Genomic DNA, 12,877 nt, shown 5'->3' on the forward strand with positions numbered 1-12,877 from the left:
GATGTATCAATTATCTCCTGCCGAATATGCGGCGGCTCAGTTTATTAAGGATGCGGTGATTAGGAGTATGGTATACCCTTGAATTAGGCGGCAGGCTTTTAGTGAGCCAAACATTACCGCCAATAACACTATCGTGACCAATAATGGTTTCGCCACCCAGTATGGTAGCTCCCGAATATATTACCACGTTATCCTCAACCGTAGGATGGCGTTTGGTATTGGCCATGCTTTTATCAACGCTTAAAGCACCCAGCGTAACACCCTGATAAAGTTTTACGTGGTTGCCAATTTTACAGCTTTCGCCTACTACTATACCCGTACCATGATCTATATAAAAATACTCGCCGATCACTGCAGCCGGGTGAATATCAATACCAGTTTTAGAATGAGCATACTCGGTTAGTATCCGCGGAATAAGCGGAACATCTTCTATATATAAGCTATGGGCTAAACGATATAAGGATATGGCGAAAAAGCCCGGATAGGTACGTACTACCTCAAATTCGCTCCTTGCAGCCGGGTCGCCGTTAAATATAGCTTGAATGTCGGTATTCAGCACCAGGTAAAGCTTTGGCAACTGCTCAAAAAAACGTGCTGCCCGTTCTTTATTATTACTGTCGGCACAAGCTTTGGTAACCTCCATAATATGGAAAAGCTCATCTTCCAGCATTTTAAATTCGGCCTTAATGGCATCCACATCGACAAATAATTTGCCGGTTTGTTCCGGATATAATAAACGAATAACCTGAAGCGCCCATTTAGTGATCTCTTTATTTGACGGCACAGCCTCAAGCTTTTGCTGCTTGTTAAAAATTTGCTCGTAAAACTCCTGACTCATGTTTTATGTTGACTGTTTAGGATAACAGCCTGTTTCTAATGCAAGTTTATGGAAAAGAATGTGTTTTATATGTAAAAAGCGCTACTTAATTGATAGATCAGCTAAGCCATATATTCGATAATATGTTTTATCATAAACTTGTTACCTTTAAAGCATATTAACCACTATTCATGAAAAGACGTTCATTTGTTAAAGCCTCCCTTTTAACAGGCGCGGCGGCAAGTATATTACCCAACAGCAGTATGGCAACATCAGTAAAAGCAAAACCCGGCACCGAGTTTTATGAACTGCGTGTTTACAACCTTAAAAACGAAACCCAGCAAAAGCTGGTAGAAGATTATTTTCAAAACGCCGCTATCCCTGCACTTAACAAACTGGGCAGTAAAAACGTTGGCGTGTTCACCGAGCTTAAACCAGAAGGGCAAACAAAAATTTATGTACTGATACCATATAACAGTATTGCTGATTTTTTAAACGTGCAGGAAAAACTGGACCAGGATGCCGTTTACAAAGAAAAAGGAGCGTCCTATTTAACAGCACCTGCATCCGAGCCCGCCTATGAGCGTATTGAAAGTTCCTTGTTAAAGGCATTTGTACACATGCCCAAAATGGAGGTATCAAAACAAGGTCAGCGTATTTTCGAGCTTCGCCGCTATGAGCATGCTACCGAAAGCGCGGGCAAAAAGAAACTAGAAATGTTTAATGACGCAGGCGAAATAGACATTTTTAAAAAGCTGGGCTTTAGCCCCGTATTTTTTGGCGAAACCCTGATTGGAGATCACCGGCCAAACCTCATTTATATGATCACCTTTGATGACCTTGATGCCAAGGCAGCCCACTGGAAAGCTTTTGGCAGCGACCCTGAATGGAAAAAAGTAAGTGCTATACCCGACTATTCTGATTCTAAACTGGTATCGCATATTACATCAACACTACTACAACCGGCTGCATGTTCGCAGATTTAAACTATTTCTTTTAATTTTAGTCGTACGTTTAGTGTTCATAATACACTATATTTACATAAACCAATTTAAAAGTAAACCAAATGACTACCAGACGTTCATTTCTCAAAACTTCGGCGTTGCTTTCGGCCGGACTTTTAGCGGCACCTAATTTATTTGCCTACGACAAAAAATACATCGGTCTGCAATTATACACCATTCGCGATGCCATGGCTAAAGACCCGGCAGCTTCACTGGCTAAAGTGGCGCAAGTGGGCTATAACTCTGTAGAAGGTGCTACCTACACCGGTAATGAGCTATTTTACGGAATGGATGCCAAGGCATTCAAGGCCCTGTTAAAACAAAGCGGACTGATTATGCCAAGTGCGCATTACAGATTGGGCGAGGAACTGGTTAACGGCGCTTCGCAAAAAGGAACAATTTTGAACGACTGGGAAAAGGCGGTGGCAGATGCGGCCGAAGTTGGTATAAAATATATGGTGTGCGCTTATTTGTCGCAACCAGAACGCGGTTCGCTTGACCATTATAAAAAAGTAGCCGACGATTTTAATAAAGCAGGCGAAACCTGTAAAAAAGCGGGCATCCAGCTTTGTTACCATAATCACGACTTTGAATTTATACAGGAAGACGGCAAATTCCCTTATGAAACCATTTTAAAGAATACCGATAAAAACCTGGTAAAATTTGAAATGGACCTGTACTGGATAACCAAAGCCAACCAGGACCCAATTGCGCTGTTTAATGAAAACCCAGGCCGTTTCCCGTTATGGCATGTTAAGGATCTGGACAAAACTCCGGAAAGAAACTTCACGGAAGTGGGCAATGGCATTATCGACTTTAAAAAGATCTTCGCTCAATCAAAAAAAGCCGGGTTACAGTATTTCTTTGTAGAGCAGGATAAATGCCCGGGTGACCCGTTTGACAGCATTACCCAAAGCATTACTTATATCAAAAAGAACCTGGTATAAAAACTTTGTTACAATAACACATTAAATAAAGACCATCGTTTAAACCTAAAGCGATGGTCTTTTACTTTATCATATTAGATCGCTTCCTGTCTTAATATATTACTAAGTATGGAAACAAATAACAATATGATAAAATTTTTGCTGATCATTCTGGCAGCATCATTCTTGTTTACCTGTGTGGCAGAGGCACAATCTGAAAAACGGATGGCCAACAGCGGTCCAATGCCATTATCCCCTTTAAACTATCAAAGTAATAAGCAGCAGTTTTGTAACCATACATAACACTCTAAAAACGGCAATAAAATTGGCTATTCATTATTTATTTATAAAATTGCCCGATGATCCGTTTCCTGCTGGCCATTTTACTATTGCTGATATCATTACTGGCTGTTTTTAGGGCTCCCGAATATCATTTGTGGATGCTGGCTATTTTGGTCACCGAGTTTCCATGGATATTTATGGCGCTTACAATTGGACTGATTTTAATGGGTTTTTATACAAATAAATATCATCTTGCTGGCACTACAACTGCCATTATCGCCCTTATGCTTTTTACTTCGCCAATAATAAGGGCTTACACCGTAGCAGGTAGTTTAAAACAGGCTTTTACGCAGGCCTTTGCCCCAGACGACAGTAGTACCGACAGTCTCGGCAACTTGGTACCTTTTAGCTTTTGGAAGCAGTTTAGCCGTACAACAAAGATAGCCTGTAGGCAGATTACATATAGCAACCCTATCGGGGCAAATTTAACTCTTGATTACTACCCCTCACAACTCGCTGGAAAAAGGCCTTGCGTCATAGTAGTACATGGTGGTTCCTGGAGTAAGGGCGATAATAAACAATTGCCCGAGCTGAATAGCTACCTCGCAAGTATCGGCTATAACGTGGCCGCTATCAATTACCGTTTGGCACCGGCTTTTCAAAATCCTGCCCCTATAATAGATATCCACGCCGCCATAAATTACCTGCGCGAACACGCCACTGAATTGCGTGTAGATACCAATAATTTTGTTTTGCTTGGGCGATCGGCCGGGGCACAAGTAGCGTTGCTGGCTGCTTATACTTTAACAGAGCCAGGATTGAAAGGTGTTATTGATTATTATGGCCCGGCAGATATGGTTTGGGGTTATTCGGCACCTGCAAGTCCACTTGTTATGAATTCGCGCAAGGTAATGGAGAATTATTTAGGCGGCAAGTACCGGCAAATCCCTCAAAAATATCATGAAAGTTCGCCGATTGAATTTGTAACACACCAAACCGTTCCAACACTTATCATTCACGGCGATAATGATGTGCTGGTTTCACCAGAGCACAGTACAAGGTTGAACGCAAAGCTGAAGCAAAACATTATCAAACATTTTTTGCTCAAACTTCCGTGGGCAACACATGGTTTCGATTATAATTTAAATGGCCCCGGAGGGCAGCTGGCAACTTATACTGTTGTAAGGTTTTTAAACCAGGTAGTTCCTTACAAACCCGAATAATAATCATAACCCTGCTCAGCCCAGTAATCGCGTGGGCGGTTGTTGCTAAAGCTGATACTCCCTATACGTTTCAGGTTTTTGATGCCGTATTTAACCGGGATGATCAGCCTTAAAGGAGCCCCATGCCTTGGCGGCAGGGGTTGTTCATTTACCTCGTAGGCCAGTAAGGTTTGCGGGTGCATAGCGCTTGGCATGTCAATACCCACATAATATTCCTTATCGGGGGTTTCCATGCCTACATATTCCAGTTGGGCCTGGTCGTCGAGCTTATAATGGCTTATAAAATCGCTGAATTTTACACCGCCCCAGTGCGATATCTGATCCCAACCCTCTACACATTTAAAATCATATATAATATCGGTTTTGGGCAATGTTTTTATTTCATCAATCGAAATCTTTAATACTTCGCCCGATTGCTTTTTTACCTGCAACCGCCATGCATCAACATCAATTTTCCCACCCGAACCTATATCGCTGTTATGCCGCACATTTTTGGCAGCCATATCTTTAGGATAGGTTTTTACCAGGTTATTGTTACTGAACACGCGGCGAAAGGCCAGTTCGGTTTTATTTAATGCCCGGCGCAAGGGTTTGCGCGCACCCGCGGTTACTGAGGTGGTTTCTTCAGGTGAGTTATATAACCATTTCCACCCTCCCCAGGCAGCGCCCGACAATACAATAAAGCTGCTGAATGAAATAAAGTTACGCCGTGTGATCTTTTGTTCAACAGTAAGCGACCTTTTGGGCTTCTTGTTTTTTCTACTGAATGGGCTTTTCATCGGCTGGGGTGTTGGGTTCAATAATTGGTTTAGGTTTCTCATTTATAACTTCAAACCCGGAAATAACCGATCTGAAATTGTTCCACCCGGCAAGTATTACCTGCACCACATGGATCATGAAGAAAAGCACATAACCAATGGTTAGCGCAAAATGAAATATACGGGCCAAATGATACCCGCCACAAAGCCATGTTAAATAGTAAAACTGTACCGGTTTATAAATAGCCAGTCCGGTTATTAACGAGCCAAAACCCATCACAATAATGGTAGTATAGGCAATGCGCTGGGCAGCGTTATATTTGTTTTGAGGCGGCGCCATTTTACGGATATGCAAATCATGCAGCAACACTAGCCAGGCTTCTTTAAACGATTTTTTTTGTGGCACAAGCTCCCGCCACTCGCCCGATATTATGGTGTACATCACATACAAAATACCGTTAAGGGCAAAAAACCACATAAACAAAAAATGGAAGGCCATGCCTTCGGCCAGGCGATGCGGTATGTGCAGTTTATCGTAAAACCATTGCGGAAAAAAGCTGAAGTAAGTATGCCCAAACAGGGTGATCTTATATTCGTCGTTGGCCCAGTAAATGAGCATGCCGCTCCAGATCATGATCGTTAATATCGGAAAGTTTACCCAATGCGTCCAACGCATTATTAAGGGGTGTTTTTCTTTAATTACTTTCATATCCACTTTAATTATTTGTGGGCATTAATCGTCGCGTTAAAACCCGATTTTGCCGCTGCTAAAATTTTACCGTTTTCATTATTTTGAACAAAACCTATTATCTCCCAATTTTGCGCATTAAAATCAGTCGGCAAGGCGATAGATGCATTTCCGCCTGAACTCAAAGGCAGTTTCTGCATACTACGTACAATTTGGACATGCGACAACGTACGCCCACTATTTTCGCCTTTTTTGACACTTGTTTGTGCCCCCTTCTGCACCAGCGCCAAAAGCAAGCTGGTATTTTTTCCGGCATCCGCAGCCATGTATTTTACTCTGATATTATTATGATCTGCCTGCGCGCTAAGTGTTAGCGTGGTAGCTGTACCCGTCTTTAATCCGGCGGTGATAGCGTTACGTAAAGTGCCTTCCTGCGAACCAACAAATTCTTTCTGACCATTCACTACTATCTGCGGGGTATAAACCGATTGCAGATTTAGCCATTTGGCATATTCATTTTGTCTTTTTGAATAATCGGCGCTGCTAAAAACATCTTTCCACCCTAGGCGGTTCCAGTAATCAACATGAAAAGCCAATATATAAACCGGCTTATCCTTGTTTTCTTTTTGTATACGTGCTACCAGAGCATCAGCCGGCGGGCAGCTTGAACAACCTTCCGACGTAAAAAGCTCCACAACGGCAAAACCTTTGCTATCTGGTTTTATAACATCCTTTTTGGCTATACTCGTTTCTTTGCGATTAACAAAGGCCGTTAAAATCATTACAGACAATGCAAAGCTGGCGGCAAGTGTAAATATTTTGATCGGTTTCATATCGTGTTTAATTAACCTACGTTTTTAGGGCTTAGTCGGCTTTTTGGTAACAACCTTACAATAAATTCATTTTCTTTTTTTGGTAAATCCCTGTGGATGTATAATTAATAGGTATATGTAAATTTAACTAATTAATAGCTCCATATCTATAACCTAAAAAGCACATGTTTTTGTAAGGTTTTACGTTTACTTACGACAAATGATTATTAACAGATTAATTAATGTTGACCGAAAACTTGCTTGATCCGCATAATTGGGTTAAAGCCCATGCCGATTATTTGTATGCCTTTACCTTGTCGCGCATCAATAGCCATGAACAAGCTAAAGATCTTGTGCAGGAAACCTTTTTAGCCGCCTTGCAAAAAGTCGAAAAATTTGAAGGCAGAAGTTCAGAACGCACCTGGCTAACGGCTATCCTGAAAAATAAGATCATTGATGTTTACCGCAAAAAATCATCCGGATTAGGAAATACTATCGAAAAAAATGCGGAAGAGGAACAACGGGATTTCTTTGAAGAAGATAACGGGCACTGGACCGAAATACATCAACCCATGCCATTTGGTATTGAAGATCATGACCCGCTTACAGGTAAAGAGTTTAATCAAATACTACAAAAGTGCATGCAAAAATTACCCTCGTTATGGATGTCGGTTTTTACCATGAAACATATTGATGACGAGACCACAGATTTAATATGTAATGAACTCAGGGTTAGTCAGGCAAACTTCTGGGTTATTATTCACCGGACCAAACTTAGCCTAAGGGCTTGCCTTCAAAAAAACTGGATTTAAATTTTAGTTATGAGTTACTTAAAAAAAGCTATATACAACTGCAAACAAGCCACTTTACTGATTGAGAAAAAACAGCTGACCCAGCTAAACTTTCGCGAAACCATTGAACTACAGATACACCTAACAGGGTGCGGGATGTGCCGCCTTTACAGCAAGCAAAGCCAGGTTATAAATACGATGGTGCAACAGCTTTTTCAAGCATCTGTGCAGGCTGGTAATATATCGCTCGATGATGATTTTAAAAAGGAGCTGCAGGACCGTATTGAAGAGGAACTCAATAAAAATTAAAATATGCTGTAAGGTTTATCCCTCTGTACCGACTAACCAACTTTAATAAACATATTTTAAAGTTATAAACACAAGCATGATTGGGAAAAAATATCAGGATTGGGCGCAACTGTTGCTGCGCCTTGTTATAGGTTATGGTTTTATGGCTCACGGATGGGCAAAATTAAGCCGTGGGCCGGCCGGGTTTGAAAAACTGCTTGTTCTTATCGGAGTTCCTTTTCCGCATATCTCTTCATGGATTGTGCCTTTAATTGAATTGCTGGGTGGTTTAGCTCTCCTATTAGGCCTGTTTGTAAACATAACGGCCATCCCCCTTATTTTAACAATGCTTGTAGCTATGTTTACCATCCAGATTAATTATGGTTTCAGCTCGGTTAAAACTATAGGGTTAACGCCACAAGGACCATTATTTGGCCCTCCCGGGTACGAGATAAACCTGGTTTACATTGCTGGCTTAATCTCCCTGATTTTTTCGGGTGCAGGCATTTTTTCAGTTGACACGTTCATAAGCAAGAGAAGATCGGCCCAAGCCCCTGCTGCACGCCGGGAATAGCCTAAAAATAAAAAGCGAAATGCTTGTAAGGTTTAAATACACCGCCCGACTAAGGTTTTAAATGTTAGTAAAAACCACACATTAAAATCAAAGTATGAAATCAATTATTAAAGGCATTGTTGCCGTAAGCTTAGTAGCTGTATGTTTAACTGCAAATGTTCAGGCCAAAGCATTAGTTCCATTAAAAGTATCAACTACCGCTGTAAGCGATACGGGCAAAATGGATAAGATGAGTAAGAAGAAGATGGACAAAATGGAAAAGAAAAAGATGGGTAAGAAAAAAATGTCGAAGGACACATCAGGTAAAATGTGAGTTGTTTTTGTTTTGAGAGAGGGAGAGGGTAATGCTTCTCCCTTTTATTTAATATGTATCCGATAAACCCGTAAATCACAAATGGGCGGGCTCAAAAAATCATTTCTTCATCAGCCCAGCCCGCCAGTTCCTGTGGGTTGTGGCTTACTATAAGCGTGGTTGTATCCAGTTCCTTTAAAACAACTTTTAATTCAGCAACCAGCTCTGTTTTCATTTTGAGGTCGAGGGCCGAGAACGGTTCATCCATTAAAACCAGTTTAGGTTTGGTAGCCAGCGCCCGCAATATGGCCAGGCGCTGCTGTTGCCCGCCCGAAAGGTGTTCTGGTTTTTGATGTTCAAGCGTATCCAGCTTGCCTAAAAGCAACAGCCGTTTTATCCACTGCTCATCTTTGGTAGCATAGGCTAAATGCTGCCTGATAGTCATGTTCGGGAACAGTGCATATTGCTGAAAAACAAAGCCGGTGTTTCTTTTTTGAGCGGGTATGTTAATTTTTGTATCGGCATTAAACCACATAATCCCATCGGCTATTATGGTGCCTTTTTCCGGAATAATAAGACCCGCTATGATCTTTAAAAAAGTGGTCTTTCCTGCTCCCGATGGGCCATGAATTTTGGTAATGCTGCCGCTTGCAAATTGCCGGTTTACTTGCAATACCTGTTGCCCGTGATAGGCCCTCAATTTTTTTTCAATAGTTACGCTGATCATTCCAAGGGGCTTTTTGCCTGGTATTTGTTAAACACAAAAACAGCCATTACCAATACAAACGTAATAACAAATAGTATAAGCGAGTAATTATTGGCCATATCGTAATCGCGCCGCTCAACCGAATCATACACAGCAATGGATGCAACTCTTGTTACTCCCGGTATACTGCCGCCAATCATTAATACCACGCCAAATTCGCCCAAGGTGTGCGCAAAAGTGAGTATAGTGGCTGTTAGTAACGACGGTTTAATATTGGGTAATAGCACATATCTGAATGTTTGCCATTCTGTTTTACCAAGGGTGTATGATGCCTCGGACAGCGCTTTGGGCAACTGCTGCAGGGCCGATTTTACCGGGCCAACCATAAAAGGTATGCTGTAAATTACCGATGCCAGCACCAGGCCCTGGAAGGAGAATACAAACTGCACATTAAATGTATGCTGCAACCATTTGCCAATACCATACTGCGGACTAAAAGCTAGCAACAAATAAAAACCCAGCACCGATGGCGGCAGTACCAAAGGCATGGTGATAATGGCCTCTACAATAATCTTAAAAAATGATCTTCCCCTTGAAAGCCACCAGGCAAACGGCAAGCCGATAAGCAACAACACCAGGGTGGTAATGCCCGCTAATTTTAAGGTAAGCCAAATTGGTGAAAGATCCATTTTTAAATTTATTCAATACCTTTTGACGGAATATAATAACCGTAGGCTACAAAAATTTTCCGGGCAGCAGGACTTAAAATGTATTGGTAAAATTTTTCGGCATCCAGGTTGTTTTCAGCATGTTTGAGCAACACCATTCCCTGTAATATAGGCAGGTACTCTTTAGGGTTAATAACTTTGTAATATAATTTAGTTTTACTATCGCTCTCTTTTACCAACGCCTGGGTAGTAAAACCAATATCAGCAACACCGGCAGTGATATATGTATTTACCTGGGCTATACTCTCACCATAAACAATTTTAGATTTTATCTCATTTAAAATGCCTTTGTGTTGCAGCAATTGTGTAGCGGCTTTCCCATAAGGAGCAGTGGCCGGATTGGCTATGGCTATTTTTTTAACCTTGGCGGTCATTAATGTGCGTTGCCAGTTATCAAACCCAATATTTTGCGAGCTGCAAATAATCAGGCTCCCGGCAGCATACACCACCGGCTTTTTTACGGCGAAGCCATTTTTAAACAACGTTTCCGGAAAATCCACATCGGCAGATAAGAATACATCAAAAGGAGCACCGTTACTGATCTGGGCTACCAGCTTACCCGATGAACCAATAATGGGCTCGATCACAATACCGGTTTTCTGTTTAAAATCCTTTTGCAAAACTTCTATTACCGATTGCAAGTTGGCAGCCGCTGCAACCCTGATATTTTGCGCCATTATAGTACCATGCAGCAAAACAATTGCAAGCGATAAAAATACAAGCCGTTTTTTATTCATGTTGTTAAAATAACAAGATACTAATATACATTGTTAGCAAACGGAAGCCTTTATTTTTGATGATATTGCTTTAAAAAAAACAAATCAATTGTATTTAACTTATTATCACCAATTTAAATAACTGTATTACTTACTTTTAATAGGATTATAAAAAGAAATATATTATCATTGTATCCGGCCTGACGCTAACCAAAAAACCCCCTTTCGTGCCTGTAGTATATGCACTACGGGTGCGGAAGATCCCTTACCGGCTTTTGAGCATGTTTAAACTTTTACTGAGATCCCTAATATCCGTTACGGCACTTGCTTTGTGTTCAATTATAAACGTATGCGCGCAAACTACAGTACCTATAAATGATAAGGTTCAACAACATATATTTGAATACAAACAAATTTACTGGCTGGAAGATACTACCGGTAAACTCAACTTTAACCAGGTAAAGAACCTTGCCCGGAGCGGCAATTTTAAAATTAACCAGGAACCAACGCCGGTAACGCGTCACCCCAATTCGGCTTATTGGTACCGCCTTAGCATCGGAAAAAATACCGGCACCAAAAACAACTGGCTGCTGGAGTTTTTTGATCAAACTATTGATAGTATTGCGGTTTACTCGCCCGTTACGCAAAATAGCTATTCGATAGCCTATCTGGGCAGCCGACACCCTTTTGCTGCGCGGTTTTATCAGCATAAAAACCTAAGTATTAACATTAATCCTAATGCCAATAATGATGGGGTATATTACGTACGTATCCGCTCAAACCACTCGGTAAATGTTATTATAGTATTGCGTTCGGTAAGTCGCTTTATCAGTTACGCGCTTGATGAGTACTTCTTTTTCGGGGTATTTTACGGCATGATACTGGTTTTCGGTCTCTATAATTTAATGATGTTTATTGCCATGCGGCAGGTACAATACCTGTATTACATCGCCTACAATATCAGTATTGGCCTGTATGAAATGTGCGCCGATGGCATTGCCTACCAATATATGTGGCCAAACCTTCCTGGCTGGAACCAATACGCTTACGGCATAGCACTGTTTGCCGCCAGTATTTTCGCCGTTCTGTTTACACAAAGCCTGCTTAACTTAAAGGTTAACGCGCCCCGTTTAAATAAAGTTATTAGCTGGGTAGTCATATTGCGCAGCTTATATTTTGCCGCCTGCATTTCTATTAATAACAATTTGTTCAATTATAAGATCATTGAATTTATACCCTTGTCACTGGCCTTTTATGCAGGCTGTTATACGCTGTTTACCGGGTATAAGCCAGCCCGCTTTTTTGTAATAGGATATGCTTTTTTACTGGTTGGCTTTATTATCAAAACCTGCATTGCCCTTAACATATGGTGGCTGCCCGTTTCCGAGTTTGATTACTACAGCTTGAGCTTTTGTTTTATAATGGAAATGCTGTTTATTTCATTTGCCATTGGCGATAAGGTGCGAATCCTGAAAAATGAAAAAGATGATGCGCAAGGGCACATGATTATGCAAATGAGGCAAAATGAAGAACTTAAAGATACTCTGAATAAACGCCTCGAAGGACAAGTACGCGAACGCACCAGGGAGCTGGTAGAAAAATCATCAATGATAGCCGAGCAGAATGAGGAATTAAAATCGGTTAACGAATTGCTGCAGCAACAGGCCGAAGAGATTTCGCGGATGAATGTATTACTTGAAAAGGATAATATCATTTTACATAACGACATTGAAAAAGTTACCCATGACAGGGTAATGTCGGCCGAAGTTGATTTTGAAGAGTTCAGTAAAATATATCCCGACCGCGAAACCTGTTTCAAGTTCCTGTCTGATCTTAAATGGGAACATGGCTATGCCTGCCGCAAATGCGGTAACACCCATTACGGAGGCGGGCATTTACCTTATAGCCGCAGGTGCTCCAAATGCGGTTATGAAGAGTCGGTAATAGCCTATACTATTTTACAAAACACCCGTATCCCTATTAACAAGGCCTTTTATATCATATTTTTGATGTACTCTACCAAAGGCAAAATATCGTCACATAAATTGTCTGAGATTTTATCTATTCGCCAAAGTACCTGTTGGGCATATAGTTCGCGTATTAAGAAGGTAATGGAAAGCCGCAAAAAGGAGATCAGGGACGCCGGCACTAAAGGATGGAGTAAACTGGTGATAGATTATACTGCAAATTAATTCGTTGATTTTGATATCTATCGAAGCATAAGCAATCACAAATAAAAGCCCCTACAAACTAATGCAGGGGCTTTCTCTTT

Annotated in this window: 16 protein-coding genes; 9 read left to right on the top strand and 7 right to left on the bottom strand. The window is 41.2% G+C overall.

Annotated features, from left to right (window positions below; translation table 11 throughout):
- Positions 1–10: 10 nt before the first annotated feature.
- The gene (gene epsC, locus SNE25_RS01600) at positions 11–838 is read right to left on the bottom strand and encodes a serine O-acetyltransferase EpsC (protein ID WP_321563342.1); all 828 of its coding nucleotides are present in this window, start codon (positions 836–838) and stop codon (positions 11–13) included.
- Between the two features lie 170 nt (positions 839–1,008).
- On the opposite strand from epsC, the gene SNE25_RS01605 reads away from it, so the two are divergent.
- The 4 genes from SNE25_RS01605 (at position 1,009) to SNE25_RS01620 (ending at position 4,252) form a co-directional block, all read left to right on the top strand.
- On the top strand, positions 1,009–1,803 hold the full coding sequence (locus tag SNE25_RS01605; protein WP_321563343.1) for an NIPSNAP family protein: 795 nt from the start codon (positions 1,009–1,011) through the stop codon (positions 1,801–1,803).
- Between the two features lie 80 nt (positions 1,804–1,883).
- Entirely contained in the window at positions 1,884–2,768 is an 885-nt protein-coding gene (locus SNE25_RS01610; protein ID WP_321563344.1) for a sugar phosphate isomerase/epimerase family protein, read from the top strand.
- 126 nt (positions 2,769–2,894) lie between these two features.
- Complete coding sequence (locus SNE25_RS01615) at positions 2,895–3,050, top strand: hypothetical protein (RefSeq protein ID WP_321563345.1); 156 nt, start codon at positions 2,895–2,897, stop codon at positions 3,048–3,050.
- 56 nt (positions 3,051–3,106) lie between these two features.
- Positions 3,107–4,252 (top strand): alpha/beta hydrolase, encoded by a 1,146-nt coding sequence (locus SNE25_RS01620; RefSeq protein WP_321563346.1) that lies wholly within the window; start codon positions 3,107–3,109, stop codon positions 4,250–4,252.
- On the opposite strand, the gene SNE25_RS01625 is transcribed toward SNE25_RS01620, so the two are convergent.
- The 3 genes from SNE25_RS01625 to SNE25_RS01635 are packed head-to-tail and all read right to left on the bottom strand — an operon-like array spanning position 4,237 to position 6,531.
- Positions 4,237–5,031, bottom strand: coding sequence for a molybdopterin-dependent oxidoreductase (locus SNE25_RS01625; protein WP_321563347.1), 795 nt, complete (start codon positions 5,029–5,031; stop codon positions 4,237–4,239). The two genes, SNE25_RS01620 and SNE25_RS01625, sit on opposite strands and share 16 nt — an antisense overlap.
- Positions 5,012–5,719 (bottom strand): cytochrome b/b6 domain-containing protein, encoded by a 708-nt coding sequence (locus SNE25_RS01630; RefSeq protein WP_321563348.1) that lies wholly within the window; start codon positions 5,717–5,719, stop codon positions 5,012–5,014. Before SNE25_RS01630 ends, SNE25_RS01625 begins: the two co-directional genes overlap by 20 nt.
- 11 nt (positions 5,720–5,730) lie before the next feature.
- The gene (locus tag SNE25_RS01635; RefSeq protein ID WP_321563349.1) at positions 5,731–6,531 is read right to left on the bottom strand and encodes a DUF1223 domain-containing protein; all 801 of its coding nucleotides are present in this window, start codon (positions 6,529–6,531) and stop codon (positions 5,731–5,733) included.
- A gap of 221 nt (positions 6,532–6,752) precedes the next feature.
- Here SNE25_RS01635 and SNE25_RS01640 point away from each other — a divergent pair, with 221 nt between their 5' ends.
- The 4 genes from SNE25_RS01640 (at position 6,753) to SNE25_RS01655 (ending at position 8,476) form a co-directional block, all read left to right on the top strand.
- Positions 6,753–7,322 (top strand): sigma-70 family RNA polymerase sigma factor, encoded by a 570-nt coding sequence (locus SNE25_RS01640; RefSeq protein ID WP_321563350.1) that lies wholly within the window; start codon positions 6,753–6,755, stop codon positions 7,320–7,322.
- A 9-nt stretch (positions 7,323–7,331) separates the two neighbouring features.
- Positions 7,332–7,610 (top strand): hypothetical protein, encoded by a 279-nt coding sequence (locus SNE25_RS01645; protein ID WP_321563351.1) that lies wholly within the window; start codon positions 7,332–7,334, stop codon positions 7,608–7,610.
- Between the two features lie 76 nt (positions 7,611–7,686).
- Positions 7,687–8,163 carry a DoxX family protein gene (locus SNE25_RS01650; RefSeq protein WP_321563352.1) on the top strand — a complete coding sequence of 159 codons (477 nt, stop codon included), beginning with the start codon at positions 7,687–7,689 and terminating at the stop codon, positions 8,161–8,163.
- Between the two features lie 94 nt (positions 8,164–8,257).
- The gene (locus tag SNE25_RS01655; RefSeq protein ID WP_321563353.1) at positions 8,258–8,476 is read left to right on the top strand and encodes a hypothetical protein; all 219 of its coding nucleotides are present in this window, start codon (positions 8,258–8,260) and stop codon (positions 8,474–8,476) included.
- 91 nt (positions 8,477–8,567) lie between these two features.
- Here SNE25_RS01655 and SNE25_RS01660 read toward each other — a convergent pair whose 3' ends face one another.
- From SNE25_RS01660 to modA, 3 genes are read right to left on the bottom strand one after another with little or no spacing between them, the layout of a single operon-like run.
- Complete coding sequence (locus tag SNE25_RS01660; protein WP_321563354.1) at positions 8,568–9,182, bottom strand: ATP-binding cassette domain-containing protein; 615 nt, start codon at positions 9,180–9,182, stop codon at positions 8,568–8,570.
- Positions 9,179–9,850, bottom strand: a complete 672-nt coding sequence (modB, locus tag SNE25_RS01665; protein WP_321563355.1) for a molybdate ABC transporter permease subunit — start codon at positions 9,848–9,850, stop codon at positions 9,179–9,181. The genes SNE25_RS01660 and modB overlap by 4 nt, the downstream gene beginning before the upstream one ends.
- Positions 9,851–9,858: 8 nt before the next feature.
- Positions 9,859–10,626, bottom strand: a complete 768-nt coding sequence (modA, locus tag SNE25_RS01670; RefSeq protein ID WP_321563356.1) for a molybdate ABC transporter substrate-binding protein — start codon at positions 10,624–10,626, stop codon at positions 9,859–9,861.
- A 206-nt stretch (positions 10,627–10,832) separates the two neighbouring features.
- Here modA and SNE25_RS01675 point away from each other — a divergent pair, with 206 nt between their 5' ends.
- Positions 10,833–12,797 carry a 7TM diverse intracellular signaling domain-containing protein gene (locus SNE25_RS01675; protein WP_321563357.1) on the top strand — a complete coding sequence of 655 codons (1,965 nt, stop codon included), beginning with the start codon at positions 10,833–10,835 and terminating at the stop codon, positions 12,795–12,797.
- Positions 12,798–12,877: the final 80 nt, after the last annotated feature.

The sequence above is a fragment of the Mucilaginibacter sabulilitoris genome (genome assembly GCF_034262375.1).
Taxonomy (GTDB): Bacteria; Bacteroidota; Bacteroidia; order Sphingobacteriales; family Sphingobacteriaceae; genus Mucilaginibacter; species Mucilaginibacter sabulilitoris.

Coding starts and splice junctions, on each gene's coding strand:
- modB (WP_321563355.1), bottom strand. CDS start 9,850: ATGGATCTTTCACCAATTTGGCTTACCTTAAAATTAGCGGGCATTACC.
- modA (WP_321563356.1), bottom strand. CDS start 10,626: ATGAATAAAAAACGGCTTGTATTTTTATCGCTTGCAATTGTTTTGCTG.
- SNE25_RS01610 (WP_321563344.1), top strand. CDS start 1,884: ATGACTACCAGACGTTCATTTCTCAAAACTTCGGCGTTGCTTTCGGCC.
- SNE25_RS01615 (WP_321563345.1), top strand. CDS start 2,895: ATGATAAAATTTTTGCTGATCATTCTGGCAGCATCATTCTTGTTTACC.
- SNE25_RS01660 (WP_321563354.1), bottom strand. CDS start 9,182: ATGATCAGCGTAACTATTGAAAAAAAATTGAGGGCCTATCACGGGCAA.
- SNE25_RS01620 (WP_321563346.1), top strand. CDS start 3,107: ATGATCCGTTTCCTGCTGGCCATTTTACTATTGCTGATATCATTACTG.
- SNE25_RS01655 (WP_321563353.1), top strand. CDS start 8,258: ATGAAATCAATTATTAAAGGCATTGTTGCCGTAAGCTTAGTAGCTGTA.
- SNE25_RS01630 (WP_321563348.1), bottom strand. CDS start 5,719: ATGAAAGTAATTAAAGAAAAACACCCCTTAATAATGCGTTGGACGCAT.
- SNE25_RS01645 (WP_321563351.1), top strand. CDS start 7,332: ATGAGTTACTTAAAAAAAGCTATATACAACTGCAAACAAGCCACTTTA.
- SNE25_RS01625 (WP_321563347.1), bottom strand. CDS start 5,031: ATGAAAAGCCCATTCAGTAGAAAAAACAAGAAGCCCAAAAGGTCGCTT.
- SNE25_RS01650 (WP_321563352.1), top strand. CDS start 7,687: ATGATTGGGAAAAAATATCAGGATTGGGCGCAACTGTTGCTGCGCCTT.
- epsC (WP_321563342.1), bottom strand. CDS start 838: ATGAGTCAGGAGTTTTACGAGCAAATTTTTAACAAGCAGCAAAAGCTT.
- SNE25_RS01640 (WP_321563350.1), top strand. CDS start 6,753: ATGTTGACCGAAAACTTGCTTGATCCGCATAATTGGGTTAAAGCCCAT.
- SNE25_RS01605 (WP_321563343.1), top strand. CDS start 1,009: ATGAAAAGACGTTCATTTGTTAAAGCCTCCCTTTTAACAGGCGCGGCG.
- SNE25_RS01635 (WP_321563349.1), bottom strand. CDS start 6,531: ATGAAACCGATCAAAATATTTACACTTGCCGCCAGCTTTGCATTGTCT.